Source organism: Sphaerisporangium perillae (genome assembly GCF_023276435.1).
GTDB classification, from domain to species: domain Bacteria; phylum Actinomycetota; class Actinomycetes; order Streptosporangiales; family Streptosporangiaceae; genus Sphaerisporangium; species Sphaerisporangium perillae.
Map to the genome: position 1 here is coordinate 152,022 of NZ_JALLPO010000012.1, position 15,378 is coordinate 167,399.

12 protein-coding genes are annotated in these 15,378 nt (G+C 70.8%); 4 read left to right on the forward strand and 8 right to left on the reverse strand.

The window, feature by feature from the left end; genetic code table 11:
- The first annotated feature begins 132 nt into the window (after positions 1 to 132).
- Positions 133 to 840 (forward strand): proton-conducting transporter transmembrane domain-containing protein, encoded by a 708-nt coding sequence (locus MYF83_RS14165; RefSeq protein WP_248960759.1) that lies wholly within the window; start codon positions 133 to 135, stop codon positions 838 to 840.
- Positions 841 to 915: 75 nt separating this feature from the next.
- On the opposite strand, the gene MYF83_RS14170 is transcribed toward MYF83_RS14165, so the two are convergent.
- The 3 genes from MYF83_RS14170 to MYF83_RS14180 form a co-directional block, all read right to left on the reverse strand.
- The gene (locus MYF83_RS14170) at positions 916 to 2,934 is read right to left on the reverse strand and encodes an FHA domain-containing protein (RefSeq protein WP_248960760.1); all 2,019 of its coding nucleotides are present in this window, start codon (positions 2,932 to 2,934) and stop codon (positions 916 to 918) included.
- Between the two features lie 256 nt (positions 2,935 to 3,190).
- Positions 3,191 to 3,610, reverse strand: a complete 420-nt coding sequence (locus MYF83_RS14175) for an LLM class oxidoreductase (protein WP_248960761.1) — start codon at positions 3,608 to 3,610, stop codon at positions 3,191 to 3,193.
- A gap of 169 nt (positions 3,611 to 3,779) precedes the next feature.
- Positions 3,780 to 5,120: an NCS2 family permease gene (locus tag MYF83_RS14180; RefSeq protein WP_372500155.1), complete on the reverse strand. Its 1,341-nt coding sequence runs from the start codon at positions 5,118 to 5,120 to the stop codon at positions 3,780 to 3,782.
- A 284-nt stretch (positions 5,121 to 5,404) separates the two neighbouring features.
- Here MYF83_RS14180 and MYF83_RS14185 point away from each other — a divergent pair, with 284 nt between their 5' ends.
- On the forward strand, positions 5,405 to 5,686 hold the full coding sequence (locus MYF83_RS14185) for a DUF2530 domain-containing protein (protein WP_248960763.1): 282 nt from the start codon (positions 5,405 to 5,407) through the stop codon (positions 5,684 to 5,686).
- Between the two features lie 60 nt (positions 5,687 to 5,746).
- Here MYF83_RS14185 and MYF83_RS14190 read toward each other — a convergent pair whose 3' ends face one another.
- Positions 5,747 to 8,851: a sacsin N-terminal ATP-binding-like domain-containing protein gene (locus MYF83_RS14190; RefSeq protein ID WP_248960764.1), complete on the reverse strand. Its 3,105-nt coding sequence runs from the start codon at positions 8,849 to 8,851 to the stop codon at positions 5,747 to 5,749.
- A 144-nt stretch (positions 8,852 to 8,995) separates the two neighbouring features.
- Positions 8,996 to 9,808 (reverse strand): DUF3027 domain-containing protein, encoded by an 813-nt coding sequence (locus tag MYF83_RS14195; protein ID WP_248960765.1) that lies wholly within the window; start codon positions 9,806 to 9,808, stop codon positions 8,996 to 8,998.
- A 385-nt stretch (positions 9,809 to 10,193) separates the two neighbouring features.
- Here MYF83_RS14195 and MYF83_RS14200 point away from each other — a divergent pair, with 385 nt between their 5' ends.
- Positions 10,194 to 12,089: an MFS transporter gene (locus tag MYF83_RS14200; RefSeq protein ID WP_248960766.1), complete on the forward strand. Its 1,896-nt coding sequence runs from the start codon at positions 10,194 to 10,196 to the stop codon at positions 12,087 to 12,089.
- A gap of 158 nt (positions 12,090 to 12,247) precedes the next feature.
- Here MYF83_RS14200 and MYF83_RS14205 read toward each other — a convergent pair whose 3' ends face one another.
- Together MYF83_RS14205 and MYF83_RS14210 are read right to left on the reverse strand one after the other, a co-directional pair.
- Positions 12,248 to 12,646 (reverse strand): cold-shock protein, encoded by a 399-nt coding sequence (locus MYF83_RS14205; RefSeq protein WP_248960767.1) that lies wholly within the window; start codon positions 12,644 to 12,646, stop codon positions 12,248 to 12,250.
- 63 nt (positions 12,647 to 12,709) lie between these two features.
- Positions 12,710 to 13,345 carry an HAD family hydrolase gene (locus MYF83_RS14210; protein WP_248960768.1) on the reverse strand — a complete coding sequence of 212 codons (636 nt, stop codon included), beginning with the start codon at positions 13,343 to 13,345 and terminating at the stop codon, positions 12,710 to 12,712.
- A gap of 240 nt (positions 13,346 to 13,585) precedes the next feature.
- On the opposite strand from MYF83_RS14210, the gene MYF83_RS14215 reads away from it, so the two are divergent.
- On the forward strand, positions 13,586 to 14,230 hold the full coding sequence (locus MYF83_RS14215; RefSeq protein WP_248960769.1) for a TetR/AcrR family transcriptional regulator: 645 nt from the start codon (positions 13,586 to 13,588) through the stop codon (positions 14,228 to 14,230).
- Here the strand turns inward: MYF83_RS14215 and MYF83_RS14220 are convergent.
- Positions 14,178 to 15,350: a hypothetical protein gene (locus MYF83_RS14220; protein ID WP_248960770.1), complete on the reverse strand. Its 1,173-nt coding sequence runs from the start codon at positions 15,348 to 15,350 to the stop codon at positions 14,178 to 14,180. The two genes, MYF83_RS14215 and MYF83_RS14220, sit on opposite strands and share 53 nt — an antisense overlap.
- Positions 15,351 to 15,378 lie beyond the last annotated feature (28 nt).

Here is a 15,378-nt window from a genome sequence, read left to right on the forward strand (position 1 = left end):
CATGGGTGCGCGTTCCCATCCCATCTAGGAGTGCCGGGACCGAGGTCAGGAGCACGCCCCCAGGACGGCGGGCGCCCGCCGGGGCCAGCCTCAGACCGACGGCACCACCACGAGATCGCCTCGGAGGATGACATGACACTCGGTGACACAACGACGGCCGCCGGCCCGTCCGCCGCCAGGCCGCTACGCGACGTCCGCGGATTCTGGCGGGTCCTGCTCGCGGTCGTCGCACCGCTGCCCATGATCGCCAAGGGCGTCTACTACCTGCTCAGCCCGGTCGAGGGCGGCGCCGAGTTCAAGGACACCGTGGCCGCGTTCGCCGCTCATCCACAGCTCGCCGACACCCTGAAGTGGTTCGACGCCGTGTTCGTCGCCGGGCTCGTCCCCGCCACGTTCGCGGTCGCCTGGGCGGCGCGCCGTGGTGCGCCGCGGCTCACCACCGCCGGCGCGCTCATCGCGCTCGTCGGCTTCCTGGCGGGCGTCAGCCTGCTCGGCGGCGTGCTGACCCCGGCACTCCTCACCGTCCAGCACGACCTCGACATCGACGCGATGGCGAAGCTGGACCAGGCCTGGAACAACGAGCCGCTCATAATGGTGGCGGGCCTGCTGTTCATCGTGGGCATCGTCTTCGGCCTGGGCCTTCTCGGAGCCGCACTGTGGCGTAGCCGCGTCGCGCCGGCCTGGATGGGCATCGCGCTGATGGCCGGCGGCATCACCCACCCGTTCGTCCCCGGCCACATCGGCCAGGGCGTGGGCCTGCTGGTCACCGCCGCCGGTTTCGCCGGCGCGAGCGTCGCCCTGCTGCGTATGCGCAACGACGAGTTCGATCTGCCCGCCTGACGGGGCGCCGCGGCAGCGTGACGCGACCAGGTCCTGCACCCGGAAGGTGCGGGACCTGACGTCTTTCCAGCGGTATCACCCTGACGATATGGAACCGGTCGGCTTCCTCGAGACCAGCTTGGTGTGTTCGTACGGTTCCTCGGCTTGCTTCGCGGATCGGGGCGTTCCCGATGCGACGGGGGCGTCCGACGGGTCCTGCCGGTCGAAGATGTCGATGTCGACCTCCTCGCCGCCGACGATCAATGTGTCCCATACCCCGCTCACCAGCAGGGTCCGCAGTGTCTCGCTCTTCAGTTTCCGCAGATGCTCGAGGAGCGTTTCGTCATCGGGCATGCCCGGAATGCGCGGCGACAGGCGGCTCCGGATCTGCCGCAGTTGCTCCATGAGCGCATCGATGTCGGCATCCCGGTCCGAATCCGCGCCGCCTTCTTCTATGCCTTGGACGATCTTCTCTTTGATCGCGCAAGTGACCCCGTGTTCGTCGGTGGTCACCATTGCCTTCCAGGCACGGCTCTTGTGCCGGTACTGCAGCATCGACATCGCCGCTTCATGGCGGATGAAGTCGGCATCGCGGAAGGGTCTCCCGCGCCAGCCGCGGTTGAGGGAGCGCGCCAGCGAGATGGCCGACGCCAGCCCGCTGTTGAGCCCGCGCCCAGGCCAGAAGTGGATCGCGTTGGCGGCGTCCCCGAGGAGGAACCCATAGGTCCCCGGGGTCGACGACGTCGCGGAATACAACTGGGCGGTGAATCGCGGCCGCTGCACCATGTCCAGCCGGAAGGACTGCACCGCGCTCAGGTTGTCTTCCGTGACGCCGAAGAGCACCAGCCCTTCCTGCACCCGTTTCCATAATGCCGAGCTCTTGACCAGGGCGGGCAGAAAAAGCGTGCTGTGGGTCGAGCAGTGGAACTCGCCGTGTTCGGTGCGGCTCATCAGGCATGGGCGGGAGGCGATGCATTCCTCGAACACGTGCCGGATGGGGTCGATCCCGATGACCTCCTTGGCCTCGGCGTCGGTGAGGCGCATGTTCAAAAAGCCTTCACCGCGCAAAGCGTTCAGGAGGAACCGGTTCTGGGCCACGGTCAGCAAGATGGTCATGGGATCCGACAGGTCGGACTTCACCCGCAAGCCCAGCACGACATCTTGAATGTGCTGACCGTCCAGCGAGTAGATCGATTTGTCGGCGGTGCCGAACTTGTCGGTGAAATACTCCCGCGTTCGCGAGCGTCCGCCCTCGCAGATGGCGAGCACATGGTCCTTGGCCACGGTCTCATGGTGCTCGATCGGATCGAAGTTGGCGGGAATGAGCTGGATACGGCCGGATTTCTCGTTCGCCAATTCAAGCAGCGTGTCCTCGACAGAGGCGATCCGGATGTTCCGCGGGCTGAAGCCGCGAATCGAATCGGGGCCGGTCGGCCACATCTCGGAGTACGACTCTTTCCTGAACAGCCGCTCCTGGGCCTCCTCGGGCAGGTTCAGGTATTGGCGACTCTGGATCGTCACCACCTGCTGCCGCCGGACGTTGCCCTGCGCCTGGCTCTTCCATATGATCCGCGACCCGTCCTGAGTCCAGCGGCCGTCGTACAAGGTAATGGCCACGCGCTGACCCATGAGCTGTTCGAGGAGCAGGGCCAGACTCAGCCCGACAGGGCCGCCGCCCGAAATCGTGACATGCAGCACCGACTCCGGTTCGACGCGCACGGCGGATCTGATGAACGACTGGAGCACGAGGGCATCCATGATCGTTTCCATCTCACCGGCGGCCTCGAAACAGAAAGTCTCGTCACCGATCGTGATCAGATCGTCCGACTGGAGCACGTGCGACGTCACGCGGTCACCATTGACGAGCGTTCCGTTACGGCTTCCCCGGTCGTGCAATACGTAGCCACCGGCCTCGCGAAGAATTTCCGCGTGAAGGCGTGAAGCTCTCCCGCTGGCGATTACCACGGTGTTATCGTCTCTGCGACCGAAGGTGATCGGTGCGTCACTGATGGGGAACCGTTGTCCGGTAAGAGGACCTTCACGCCCGACAATTGCAGGTGGCACAGGTCGCACCCCTTTCCACAGGTCACAGAACTGATGCGATCGATCGATCATGGATCCAGAGGCGCTGTGCGCTACATCGTATGCCGCCCGTCCAGGTTCACCATCAAGATTTCTTCGCGTCAGAAACCCCCGCGTGATCGCCGCCTATCGTGCCACGCCTGACGTTCCCTGGAAATGCTCCAGACCTGTCCAAACCGCTTACCGCCGACCCCTGTGGCGCAGGAGGCGGAAGTGCGCCGGCGTTACTCATGTACGCCTTGCCGTCGTAGGGCGTGGCGGGAACCATCTACGTCGGTACGGGGGCTGCTCAACGCCCGGCCGGCGTGATGCCGGAGATCTGGGTGGCGAGTGCGGCCAGGTGTGCGAGCGAGGAGTCGGGGACGGCGACGATGACATGATCGATGCCCAAGGCGGCCAGGTCGCCGCAGCGCTGGACGCTCTCCTCGACGCTCTGACCGTCGGGAATGCGCATGTGGAGGGACTTCTCGATCTCCTCGTACGGCCGGCCCAGCCGCTCGCAGTGGGTGCGCAGCACGCCGAGCTTGTGCCGGACGTCGGCGCCGTACAGGAAGTTGCAGGCGTCAGCGTGTTCGGCGACGAGACGGAGGGTCTTCTTCTCCCCGCTGCCGCCGATCAGGATCGGCGGACGTGCCTGCGGCGCGTTGAGCGCTACACCCAGACCGTCGACGCCGCGCTCGCCGAGATCGACCGGCTGCCCGGACGGCACCTGTACTTCCTCGACGACCACCTGTTCGGCAACGCCAGGTTCGCCTCGGAGAACTGGAGGAGGGCTACTGGCGGGCCTACCAGGACTTCTACCGGTGGAGATCGATATCCGTCCTGTCACGTCCCGCCGGCCGTTCCGGAGCGGGTGGGCTCCGGAACGGCGGGTCGTGTCAGCCCAGGCCGAGAAGGATCTTGACCGGGCCGAGGGCGAAGTAGACGACGAACAGTGCCGCCACGATCCACATGAGGGGGTGGACCTCGCTCGACTTGCCCTTGATCGCCTTGATCAGGACGTAGGTGATGAACCCGGCGCCGATTCCATTGGAGATGGAGTAGGTGAAGGGCATCAGGACGATCGTGAGGAAGGCCGGGATGGCGATCTCGTAGTCGTTGAAGTCGATCGCCTTGATGGCGGTCATCATCAGGAAGCCGACGACGACCAGGGCCGGTGCCGCCGCCTCGTAGGGGACGACGTTGACCAGCGGCGACAGGAAGACCGCCAGCAGGAAGAGGATCCCGGTGACGACGCTGGCGAAGCCCGTGCGGGCGCCCTCGCCGACGCCGGCCGCCGACTCGATGTAGGTGGTGTTGGACGAGGTCGACGCCGCACCACCGGCCGCGGCCGCGATCGAGTCGACCAGCAGGATCTCCCGCGTGCGGGGCAGCGTCCCGTCCTCGGCCACCAGGCCGGCCTGGGCGCCGACGCCCACGACGGTCCCCATCGTGTCGAAGAAGTCGGTGATGAGCAGGGTGAAGACGAACAGCACAGCCAGCACGACGCTGATCTTGCTGAACGACCCGAACAGGCTGAACTGGCCGATCAGGCTGAGGTCCGGCAGGTCGACGATCTTCTCGGGCATCTTCGGGACGACCAGGCTCCAGCCGAGCGGGTTCTTGCCGCCGGCGGACGGGCCGACCTTGGCGATCGCCTCGACGATGATGGCCAGGATGGTGGTGCCCACGATGCCGATGAGGATCGCGCCCTTGACCTTGCGGGCGACGAGCAGCGCGGTGAGCAGCAGCCCGATCACGAAGACGAAGATGGGCCAGCTGGTCAGCGCGCCGCCGATGCCGAGCTCGAGGGGGGTCCCGGCCGCCTTGCGGACGAAGCCGGAGTCCACGAAGCCGATCAGCGCGATGAACAGGCCGATGCCCACGCTGATCGCCGTCTTCAGCTGGCTCGGTATGGCATGGAACACCGCGGTCCGGAAGCCCGTCAGCACGAGGATCGTGATGACGATGCCCTCCAGCACGATCAGGCCCATCGCGTCCTCCCACGACATCTGGGACGCGACGCCGAAGGCGACGAAGGCGTTCAGGCCGAGGCCGGCGGCCAGCGCGAAGGGCACCTTGCCGACGAACCCCATGAGGATCGTCAGGAGGCCGGCCGTCAGCGCGGTCGCCGCGGCTATCAAGGCGTAGTTGGGAGTACTCCCATCCCCGAGGTACTGGCCGTCGGCATCCTTGACCCCACCGAGGATCAAGGGGTTCAGGACGACGATGTACGCCATCGTGAAGAACGTGGCCAGTCCGCCACGGATCTCACGGCTGAGCGTCGACTGGCGCTCGGAGATAAGGAAAAAACGGTCAAGCCAGCCGACAGCACCGGTCGACTGGGATTCGGGGGCAGTTATCTCGCTCACGCGGGCAGATTGACAGGCGGTATCACAGTCCGGAAGACCCCTGAGGCGCTCGTGGTCCGAATGAGACCAACTTGTGTACGGTTCGGATTCCTGGAGGAGGTTACCCGACCCGCAGCGCAACGCGGCACACGCTCTCGCCTAGGCTGGAATGTGTGAACGAGCCGCGCCCCCCGGATCCCTCTCCGCTGGAGACCAGCGACACCGCGACCATCCTCGCGGGAACGGGCCTGTGGGTCGTCGCCCTGATCGTGCTGCTGATCATGCGGCCGTCATCCGACCACCAGTGGTGGATCTGGACGTGCGTGGCCGGCATCGGCCTCGGGGCCTTCGGGTGCTGGTTCGTCCGGCACCGCGACCGGCGTGCGGCCCGGGACGAACGGGCGCGCGCCGGCGACCGCGACGAAGCGTCCGTCCCCGGCCACACCCCCTCCTAAGACCCGAAGGTCCGGTCCGACGGGTTCGCCGCAGCTCACCCGAACGGACCGGGGCCCGGGTCAGCTGTCGAGGTCGGCCTCCGCGAGCAGCAGCGGGACGGCCTCCGGGTCGCGCAGCAGCGCGGCGACCGCGAGCCGGTCTCCCCACTGGCCGCCCGCCCAGGCCAGGCCGCGCGCGAGTCCTTCGACCCCGCTCGCGTGGACCGCGCCTTCGTAGAAGCGCCACGGCACCCGCACACCGTCGACCGTGAGCTCGGCGTGCTCGACATAGGTCGCCGGCACCGATGGCAGCAGCGAGCGGACCTGCGCGGGCACCGGCCGCTCCTGTCCGGACGAGGTGACCTCGCCAGCGACCTCCTCGCCGATGACGGGCAGGTCGAGCAGCTCCGACAGGGCTTCGGCGAGGTCGAAGGGCGCGAGCACGAGCGGGCGCGAGGCGACCAGCGGGAGCAGGTCGGGGGCCTCGACGACCACCGGGCCGCCCATGGCGACCAGGCCGTCAGGGACGGGCCTGCCGTTGCCGCCGACGGGATGGCCGTCATCGGCGTCGGCGACGATGATCTCGCCGTTCAGCACGGCCCGCACGGCCGTGGGCGGCGCCACCCGGGACGGCTCCACGGCCGCGAGCGCCATCCACAGCGACCGTAGCTGGGCCCGGTCGACCTCGAGGGACGGGTCCGCCAGCAGGTCGAGCAGTTCGTCGGGCCCGCCGTGGGAGGCGAGGAGGTCGGCCAGCGTCGTCCGCACGCCGATCAGCGCGAGCACCGTCCCGTCCACCCCCTCGGGGGCGTCGCCGTACAGGCCGTACAGCAGGGGGTCGCCCGAGGGCAGCCGGAGCGCGGTGGGACGCCTGCCGTCGAGCACGGGGTGGCGCGACAGCCACCAGGCGGTGTACGACGGGACCTCGGCGACCTCGCCCCTGACCAGCGCGCGGAGCGGCTGGAGCGCGGCGCGCAGCGGCGGGCGGGACAGCAGGGCCAGCGCCGAAGGCCAGTCGGCGACGTACTCCAGATCGCGGATCGCGGCGAACTCCCGCGCGACCGGCGGCACGTCGGCCTCCGGCAGCAGGTCGAGCACGGCTTCCAGCCACTCGTCCTCGGCGTCCAGGTCGTGGTCGCACTCGTCGGGGTCGAGCAGGACGTCGGAGTCGTTGACCACCGCGAAGCCGTCCAGCACGCCGGCGGCGGAAAGGACGCGCGAGCCGTAGCGCTCGACGAGGTCGGGGGCGGCGACGCCGAACGGCACGTCCTGGTCGATCAGCTTGGCGAGGGAACCGTCCCCGAGCAGCAATTCTCCGGCCGGGTAGAGCTCGCCGTCGGCGCCGCGCAGCGCCAGCGAAGACAGCCACGGAGCCTCACCGGCCGACAGTCCCGCGGCGTCGACCAGCGCCAGGACGGCCTGCGCCACCGGCTCGGGGTCGGCGCTGTCGAGCGACTCGGAGACGGTCGCGCGCGTCAGCGGGTCGTCCAGCACGCTCTTGGGCGTCGCCTCGGCGGCGCCGAGTCGCAGCAGCAGCGGATGGGCGGCGTCCGGGTGGACGATGCGCAGGCCGAGCGGCCCGAGAAGCGCCGGGTCGAGGGAGGATTGGTCGCTGAGCAGGAGGGTGCCGCGCGGGCCGCGTACGAGACGGCCGTCGGCGAGCGGGACGGGCACGGCACCGAGGGCCTCCCGGTCGTCGGCGGGCACCACGTCGTACAGCGACCGCCACCAGGTGGGAGGGGTGTCCTCGACGGCCTCGCCGGACAGCAGGTCGATCACGTCGGCGAGTTCGACGCGCCGGACGCCGAGCGCGGAGAGCGCCGGGTGCCTGGACGCCCAGCCGGCCGGCAACAGGCCGGGCACCACGTTCGCGATCTTGTCGAGGAACTCCGCGGGACCGGCCACCACCGACGCCTCGCGTCCGGAGACGACGTAGGGAGCCCCGCCCTCCGCGACGCCGGCGTGACCGGACGCGGCCTCCTCAGGACGGGAACCGTCACGCAGTGACGCGGCGTCCGCGCGTGAGGAGTCGCCCGCGTCGGCGGGCGGGGACAGCGCCGGGAGCAGCGGCGTGTCGGGAAGGCGGCGCAGGATCGCCCGCCGGATCGCCGCGTCCAGCTCTCCCTTGCCCATCAGGCCGGGCACCAGGTCGAGCAGGCGCGGCGTCTTCGGCAGCGTTCCGAGCAGCCGCAGGTAGGTCTCGGCGGCCCGCTCGACCAGGAAGTCGGTCAGCGGCCCGGAGGCCACGTGCCGCCGGTCAGTGGCCAGCGGGAAGGTGGCGATGAGCAGCGCGGGCAGGTCCAGCGGCTCGTCGCTGGGCGTCGGCGCGTGCACGACCGGGGCGACGTCCTTGGGCAGCTCTCCCTGGTCGCCGGGGACCGCCCAGCGGACCAGCCACTGGGGCCGGGCGCGCTCCTCGGTGGGACGGTCGGCGAACAGCTCGGCGACCTGCTCGGGCGCGAAGCCGCCGGACTCCTCCAGCACCTGCCACCCGTCGGCCGTGATCGTGCGCGTCTCGCCGCCGGCCTCGATCTCGATCTCGGCGAGCGCCGGCATGGCGAGCTGCAGCGCGGAACCGGTCTCGTTGAGCATCCGGCGTACGGCCTGCTCGACGGACTCGTCGCGCAGGGGCAGGCGCACGACGGTCTCGAAGCCGTCCGGGACGGGCACCGGCTCGGCCTCGAACGGCAGGCGCAGCAGCGGCACGTGCCCGCCGCGGATGGCGAGCTCACGAGCGAGCGCGGGCTCGGCGGCGATGATCGCGGCGGTCTCCGACCGGGACCAGCGGACCGCCCCGGTCGCGCGGGAGGCGATCAGCGGCTCGTCGCAGACCGACACGACAGCCGCGAAGCCGACACCGAACCGGCCGATCGACCCGGCCTCGTCACGCTTGCCCGACACCCGCAGCGTGGCGAGACCCTCGACGCCGGTCTCGTCCAGCGGGGCACCGGTGTTGGCGGCGCTCAGCACGCCGTCCTCCAAGGTCAGCCGCAGCCGGCCCGGGACACCGGCACGCAGCGCCGCGTCGGCGGCGTTCTGCGCCAGCTCGACGATCAGCCGATCGCGGTAGCCGCCGAGGGCGAAGTCCTCCTCGGCGTTGGCGTCCTCGCGGAACCTCGCGGGCGAGGCCGTCCAGGCGGCCAGGACGGTGGTGCGCAGGCGTTCGGTGCCAAAGGTGTCAGTCACGGAATCGTGTCCAAGGGTGGAGGAGGCGGGCCGGCCGCCCCCGCGGCCGGCGATCGGAAGTATCGTGACCTACGGCGAGAAGGCCCCGGGGCGTTCACCGTGGAACCCCCGTGGCCGGCGGCTCACCGCGCCGCGGTCGGCGGATCAGGAGTGCCCGAGCGGTTCCGCGCCTTCGTCCTCGACGGAGCCCACGGCGAGAGCGCCCTCTTCCATCAGGTCGTAGCCGAGATCGTCCAGGATGGGCACCGGCTGCTCGGCCGTGACCGGCGCCACCACGGCCGCCTCGGAGTGCGCGCCACAGCCGTGGTCGGCGGCGACGACCTTGCCGTCGTCGGGGGCGTACTCGTTGGCGCAGACGCCGAAGCCCAGGCGCAGCGCGCCGGCGAGCGGCCAGTAGAAACCGCAGGTGGAGCACTGCGCGGGCGCGGCGTGGGCGAGAGGGGTGTGCGGGCCGGAGTCGCCGGCGTGCCAGCGGTGCACGGCGCGGTCGCGCCCTATCGCCGAAAGGACCCGCGCGCGGCCGAGGCCGTACTCGAAGATCATCTGGCGGTCGCTGTCGTCGTCGGTCTCGGTGAATCCGGGGGCGAGCCGGTCGTCGTCCTCGGAGGTCGGCAGCAGGTCGCCCACGCCGAGGTCGCCGGGAAGGAGGCGCTCGCTCCACGGCACCCAGGCCGGAGGAAGCAGCGCGCCCGCGCCCGGTAGCAGGACGGTCTCGCTGATCGTCACGTTGCGCGCACGGGAGGCGCGGGTCACGGTGATCGCCCACCGCCAGCCCCGGTAGGCGCGGTCGAGGCAGGCGAAGTAGTGCGTGACCACGCGCTCACCCTCGGTCTGGAAGCCGAGATGTTCGCCCACCTCGCCGGTACGGGCGATTTCCTCAGCGGCGGCCCGGGCCGGCTCCACGGCGGCGGCGCAAGCCTGATCGACTGCGAAGGTGCGGGAACGAGTGCGGTTCACATGTCAATTCTCACCCATGCGGCGAGCGGACATCACGCGTATGGGTCGGGTAAGACTTTAAACCGGAAGCGGCACACCATCGGCAGGAAGATCGATCGTCAAGACACATACGCGGCTCCGCGCCGGCGGGGGGCGCGAGGACGTGGACACACGGGCGGGCGGGTAAGCGAAAACGTGGGAAGCGGGCACGTGGCACACGGGCATGCGGGAACGTGGGACACGAGCCCGTGGACACGGAGGCCCGCGGGCATGGGGGCATGGCGAGCGCACAGGTGATCGAGCGGGAGCCGGAATTCCGGCGGGGACGACCGAGCGGGCGGAGAGGAGGCGGCGTGGAAGGCCTGGCCACCGGCATCTGTTCCGGTATTCCGTTCACGCGCGTGTGATGCCGGCCTCCTGGAACCGCGTCCGGTCGTCGCTGTCGCGCGCCGGGCAGGCCGCCGCCGGAGCCGGCCGGGGCACCGTCCGTGCCGGGCGCGCGGCGGTGAGGGGTACGGCGCACGCCGGCCGCACCGCCGCCGAGGGGACGGCGCGGGCGGGGCGCGGGGTCCGCCGGGCCACGCGCAGGCTGACCTACGCCCAGGGCGCAGGCCGCACGGGGCTCGGACGCCTGATCGAGCTGACGGCCGCCCACAGCGCCGGGGACGCGCTCATCACCGTCGGCCTGGCCGGCACCCTGCTGTTCGGCCTGCCCGTCGACCAGGCACGAGGCCAGGTCGCGATCTACCTGCTGATCACGATGGTGCCCTTCACGGTCGTGGCACCCTTCGTCGGGCCGGTGCTCGATCGCTTCCGGTCGGGCCGCCGGTACGTCATGGCGGGCACGCTGTTCGCGCGCGGGTTGCTCTGCTGGGCCATGGCCGCCGCGATCGGCCCGGGCGACGGCCTCACCTTGTTCCCGGCGGCGCTGGCCGTCCTCGTGCTGTCGAAGGCCTACAACGTCTCGCGGGCCGCGACCATGCCGAGCGTGCTGCCCGCCGACATCACCCTGGTCACCGCGAACGCTCGGGTGGCGCTGTTCTCGCTGGTCAGCGCCGCGCTGGCGGCTCCGGTCGCGGTCGGCCTGGCCGCGTGGCCCGGCGCCGACTGGCTGCTGCGCGGCACCATGGTGATCTTCCTGGCGGCCGGCGTGGTCGCCGTACGGCTGCCGCCGCACGTCGACGCGCCCGACCTGGACCTCGACGCCGAGCCCGACCGGCACCTGGCCGGGGACCCCGCCGGGCGGCCGGACGGGGACGCCGGCGGGCACCTTGAGGGGGACCGCGGCAGGGGCTTCGATCTGGACCTGTACGGCGGCCTCGACCCGGACCTCGATCGGGAGCCCGGCGGGGACGAGCGAAGGAACGGGCCGGAGAGCGGTCCGGAGAGCGAGGCGGAAAGCCCGGCGGAGGGGGCCCGGAGGGGCCGGTCGAGGAGGCGCTGGCGCACGCTGCTGAACGTCGGCCCCGTCGTGGGCGAGGCGGTGCGAGCGAACGCCGCGATCCGCGTGCTATCCGGATTTCTGCTGTTCTTCCTGCTCTTCCTCGTACAAGACGGGAATCTACGAGGTAGCGGCCTCCCCGAGCAGGTCATGATCGCGATCCTCGCGGGCGGCGCGGGAGTCGGCGGCCTGGCCGGCGCCGGTGTCGCGTCCTGGGTGCGCGGCCGCTCCCCCGCGCTCATCGTGCTGCTCGCGCTGGCGCTCGGCACCGTCACCACGGCGGCCGGCGCGTTCTTCTTCTCGCTGTGGACGGCCGTCGCGGTGGCCGCGGTCGCGGGCTTCGCCCAGGAGATCGGCAAGCTGGCTCTGGACGCGACCGTCCAGCGGGAGATCGGCGAGGAGGTACGGTCCTCGACCTTCGGCGTCGTGGAGGCGTTGCTGCAGATCGCCTGGGTGGGCGGCGGCCTCGCCGGCCTGCTGCTGTCCCTGCTGTCGGGCCGCTCGGCGGGCCCCATCGGCCTGACGGCGGTCGCGGCGGCGCTGGTCGCGGCGCTGGCCTGGCTGGTCGTCGCGCGCCGCCGCCGGTTGCGCGCCCGGACGGACCGCATCCGCGCCGCGCGCGTCCCGAGGACGCCCGCGCCCGCCTCGGCCGCGCCCCGCGAGTCGGAGGTCCCGGAGCCCTCCGCCCGCGATTCGAACGTCCCCGGCTCCTCCACTCGCGAGCCGAATGCCCCGGGGTCCCCGGCAGGACGAGAGCCGTCCGGGCGGGAATCCACGGGACGGGAGCCCTCAGGACGGGAGTCGCAGGCCCCCGCGCCGAAGCCCGGCGCGACCAAGCCCCTGACCAACCCGCACGGGTGAGCCCTGGTGGGCGCGGCCCGTACGACTTCGCCGGCGCCACGCCCCGTCCGGCGGGCAGGACGCGCGCGTACGCCCCTCCGGCAGGCGTGACCGGACGCCCCGTCCTGGATCTTGGGGACGGGGCGGCCGGTGTGGTGGAGGGCGACGGGCCGGAGTGCTCAGGCGTCGATGTCGTCCGCGACGGCTCGTAGCACGGTCGCGATCTTCTTGGCGTGTGCGGCGTCGGGGTGTTTGCCGCGCTGGTAGGAGTTCGAGACGTCGTCGAGCAGCTTGATCAGATCCTCGACGATGACGACGAGTTCGTCCGGCGTCTTGCGCTTACCCTTTGGCTTCACGGTCTTGGCGAGCGTCGGCGGCTGCTCCAGCACGCGGACCGAAAGCGCCTGCTGGCCACGGCGCCCCTCGGCCACGCCGAACTCGACCTTCTGACCCGGCTTGAGCACTTCCGTGCCTTTGGGAAGCGCTGAGGAATGCACGAAGACCTCACCGCCGTCGTCGCGGGTGAGGAAACCGAAGCCCTTATCAGCGTCGTACCACTTGACCTTGCCAGTAGGCACAGGGGTGACCTCGTTCAGACTGTCATGAATGGTAATGGATGTAGGTTATGCCCACCGGGGGCATCACATGACCGTCGAAACGGTCCCGATTTCCGAGATTCGCCAGGCCTCGTACCACCCCGCAAACCCTGTGAGATCCGGCAATACCACATCGGCTCCGTGATCGCGCAGGGCTTCCGCGGTGTACGGGCCCGTCGCCACGGTGACGCTCAGCGCGCGCCCTGCTCTGGCGGCCTCGATATCGGCCACGTGATCTCCGACGTACACCGCCGCGCCGAAGGCGGAGATGGCGATTCCCTTGGCCGCCCCGAACACCGAGCCGGCCACCTCGTCGACATCCAGGTCCAGAGCTTCGACGGTCCGGCGGGCATCGTGGACGTTCTTCCCCGTGACGACGATGACGCGCCCGCCGTGCCGGCGCACCTCGGCCACCGCCTCGGCCGCACCGGCCATGAGCGTGGTCATCGCCACGGCCAGGCCGGGATACAGGGAGCGGTAGAGGTCGGCGGCGGCCGGGATCTCCTCGGGCGGGAGCCAGTGGGCGAGCTCCTGCTCCAGCGGCGGGCCGAGCCGGTCGATGACGGCGGCGCTGTCGATGGGCACGCCGAGACGGTGTGCCACCTCGTCGTACACCGCCGCGATCCCGGCACGGGTGTCCGCAAGCGTCAGATCAAGATCGAACCCTACTGAATACACCATAGAAGGATGCCAAATGCGGAGGGCCGCGCGTACCCCGACCCGTTGTGGGAACCTTGGCATGAAGAAAGGGCTTACTTATCACCGGCACTTCCTGTCCGGGTGCGGCCCGGCTCACCCCCACGGAGCGCTCGGAGCCCGAGCGGAGCGGCTCCGGACCCGGCGGATCACCGGCCGATATAGGTTCGGTACGGCTTGACATACCTCGACCACATAAGGTCGAGGCGGAGGTAGCTAGGTTCCATGACGAGATCGACGCGCGAACGGATCATCGACGAGGCATTGAGGCTGTTCGCCGAGCGAGGGTATTCCGCCACCTCGGTCGCCGAGATCGAGGCCGCCTCAGGGCTCTCCCCCGGAGCCGGCGGCTTGTACCGGCACTTCAAATCGAAGTACGAGGTGCTCGCCGCCGCGATGAACGAGCACGCCGCCCGCACGCGCTCGCAGATCACCGAAGCGCTGATCGAAGTGCACGCCCTCGGCATGTCGGTCCCGATCGAGGAACGGCTCGCCCACCTGTGCCGGGCCGGGCTCGCGAAGGTCCGCGAGGAGAGCGAGCTGACCCGGGTCTTCTTCCGCGACCTCAGCCAGTTCCCCGAGCTGGTCGCCGTCGTCCGCGACGGGCTGCTCCAGCCCATGTTCGACGCGATCACGACCTGGTTCCGCGCCCAGCCGGAGTACGCCGACGCCGACCTCGACTGGCCCGCGATCGGAGCCGTGCTCGGCGGGGCGGTGGTGCACTACCGGCTGTTCCAGGAGACCGTCGGCGAGCCTCCCGGCCGGGCGGAGCGCGACCGGTTCGTGTCCTCCTGGGTGCGCCTGTCGCTCGGCCTGCTCAGCGAACGATCCCCAGCGGCTGCCGCCGGGGTGGCGGAGGTGGCGGGTTGAACAGGCGATAGGCCAGCCAGGCCACCCCGCCACCCGCGCCCAGCATGAACATCAGCCCACTGACGTGCCAGAACGAGCTGACGAACGCCGCGAGCCCGTCGCCGGGAGCCTCAGGTGCCCTGATGGCGGCGAGCACGGCCCCGCCGGCCACATAGGCGACGATCGGCGCCGACAGGCCGGTCAGGCGGTCCTTGAAGACCCAGCCGTCACACGCCAGGACCGTGAGCGCGCCCAGCGCCCACACCAGCACCGGGATCGGGAAGATCGCGACGTACGGCAGAGGAAGCGGCACGAGCAGCCCGGCGAGCAACAGCAGCGCCATGCCCGCCACCTCACGCCGGTCGTTGGCCAGGATCGTCCTGGCGTCGCGCCCGTCGGCGGCCCGCGGGTTCGCCCCCGCCATCGCGGCCCGGCCGAGGCGGGACAGCAGCGGTGAGGAGACATCGTCCGGAGCGGGCGCCGGCGAGACCCTGCGCGTGACGGGAGCCGCACCGCGAGGCAGCGGGCGCACAGGTCTGGACGGCCTGGACGGCCTGGACGGCGGAGCGGGACTCCGTGGCGGCCCGTCGTCCACCACGGCGGGCAGCACCTCCGTCGCGGAGTCGCCGAAGTCGTCCCCCACCGGCGAGCCGGAAGCGGGCACCGCCGGCAGGACCGACGTGGACGCCTCGTCCGGGACCGCCGTACCCGGGACGGCCCTCGCGCCTCGATCGGACCCGAGGCCAGGAACGGCGGGGGAACCGGAAGTCGCACGGCCCGGAGACGGCGACGGCGTGGAGGTGATCGCCGAGGAAGACGGCCGGGACGCCGGCTGACGCCCGGCACCGCGCACCCTGCCCGCTCCCGGCGCGGCCGGAGCGCGTCGCGCGGCCTCCTGCTCGCCCGCGGCCAGCCGCTGGACCTCCCGCTGGAGCAGCACCGCGGGATCACCGAACCTGGCGAGCACCTTGCGGACGGTGGCGAGGTCGTCGCTGCCCCGCCGCTCCTCCTCGATGCGGGCGCGCAACCGCTGCACGAAGTCGAGGCGCTGGTCGGTGCGGAGAACGCCGTGGGCGGCGTCCGCCACCTTGCTGACGTACTCCAAGACGAGCTGGTCGGCGCGCTCGATCACTCTCGCCATACTGCCCCAGCCCACCGGCCGGCGCACC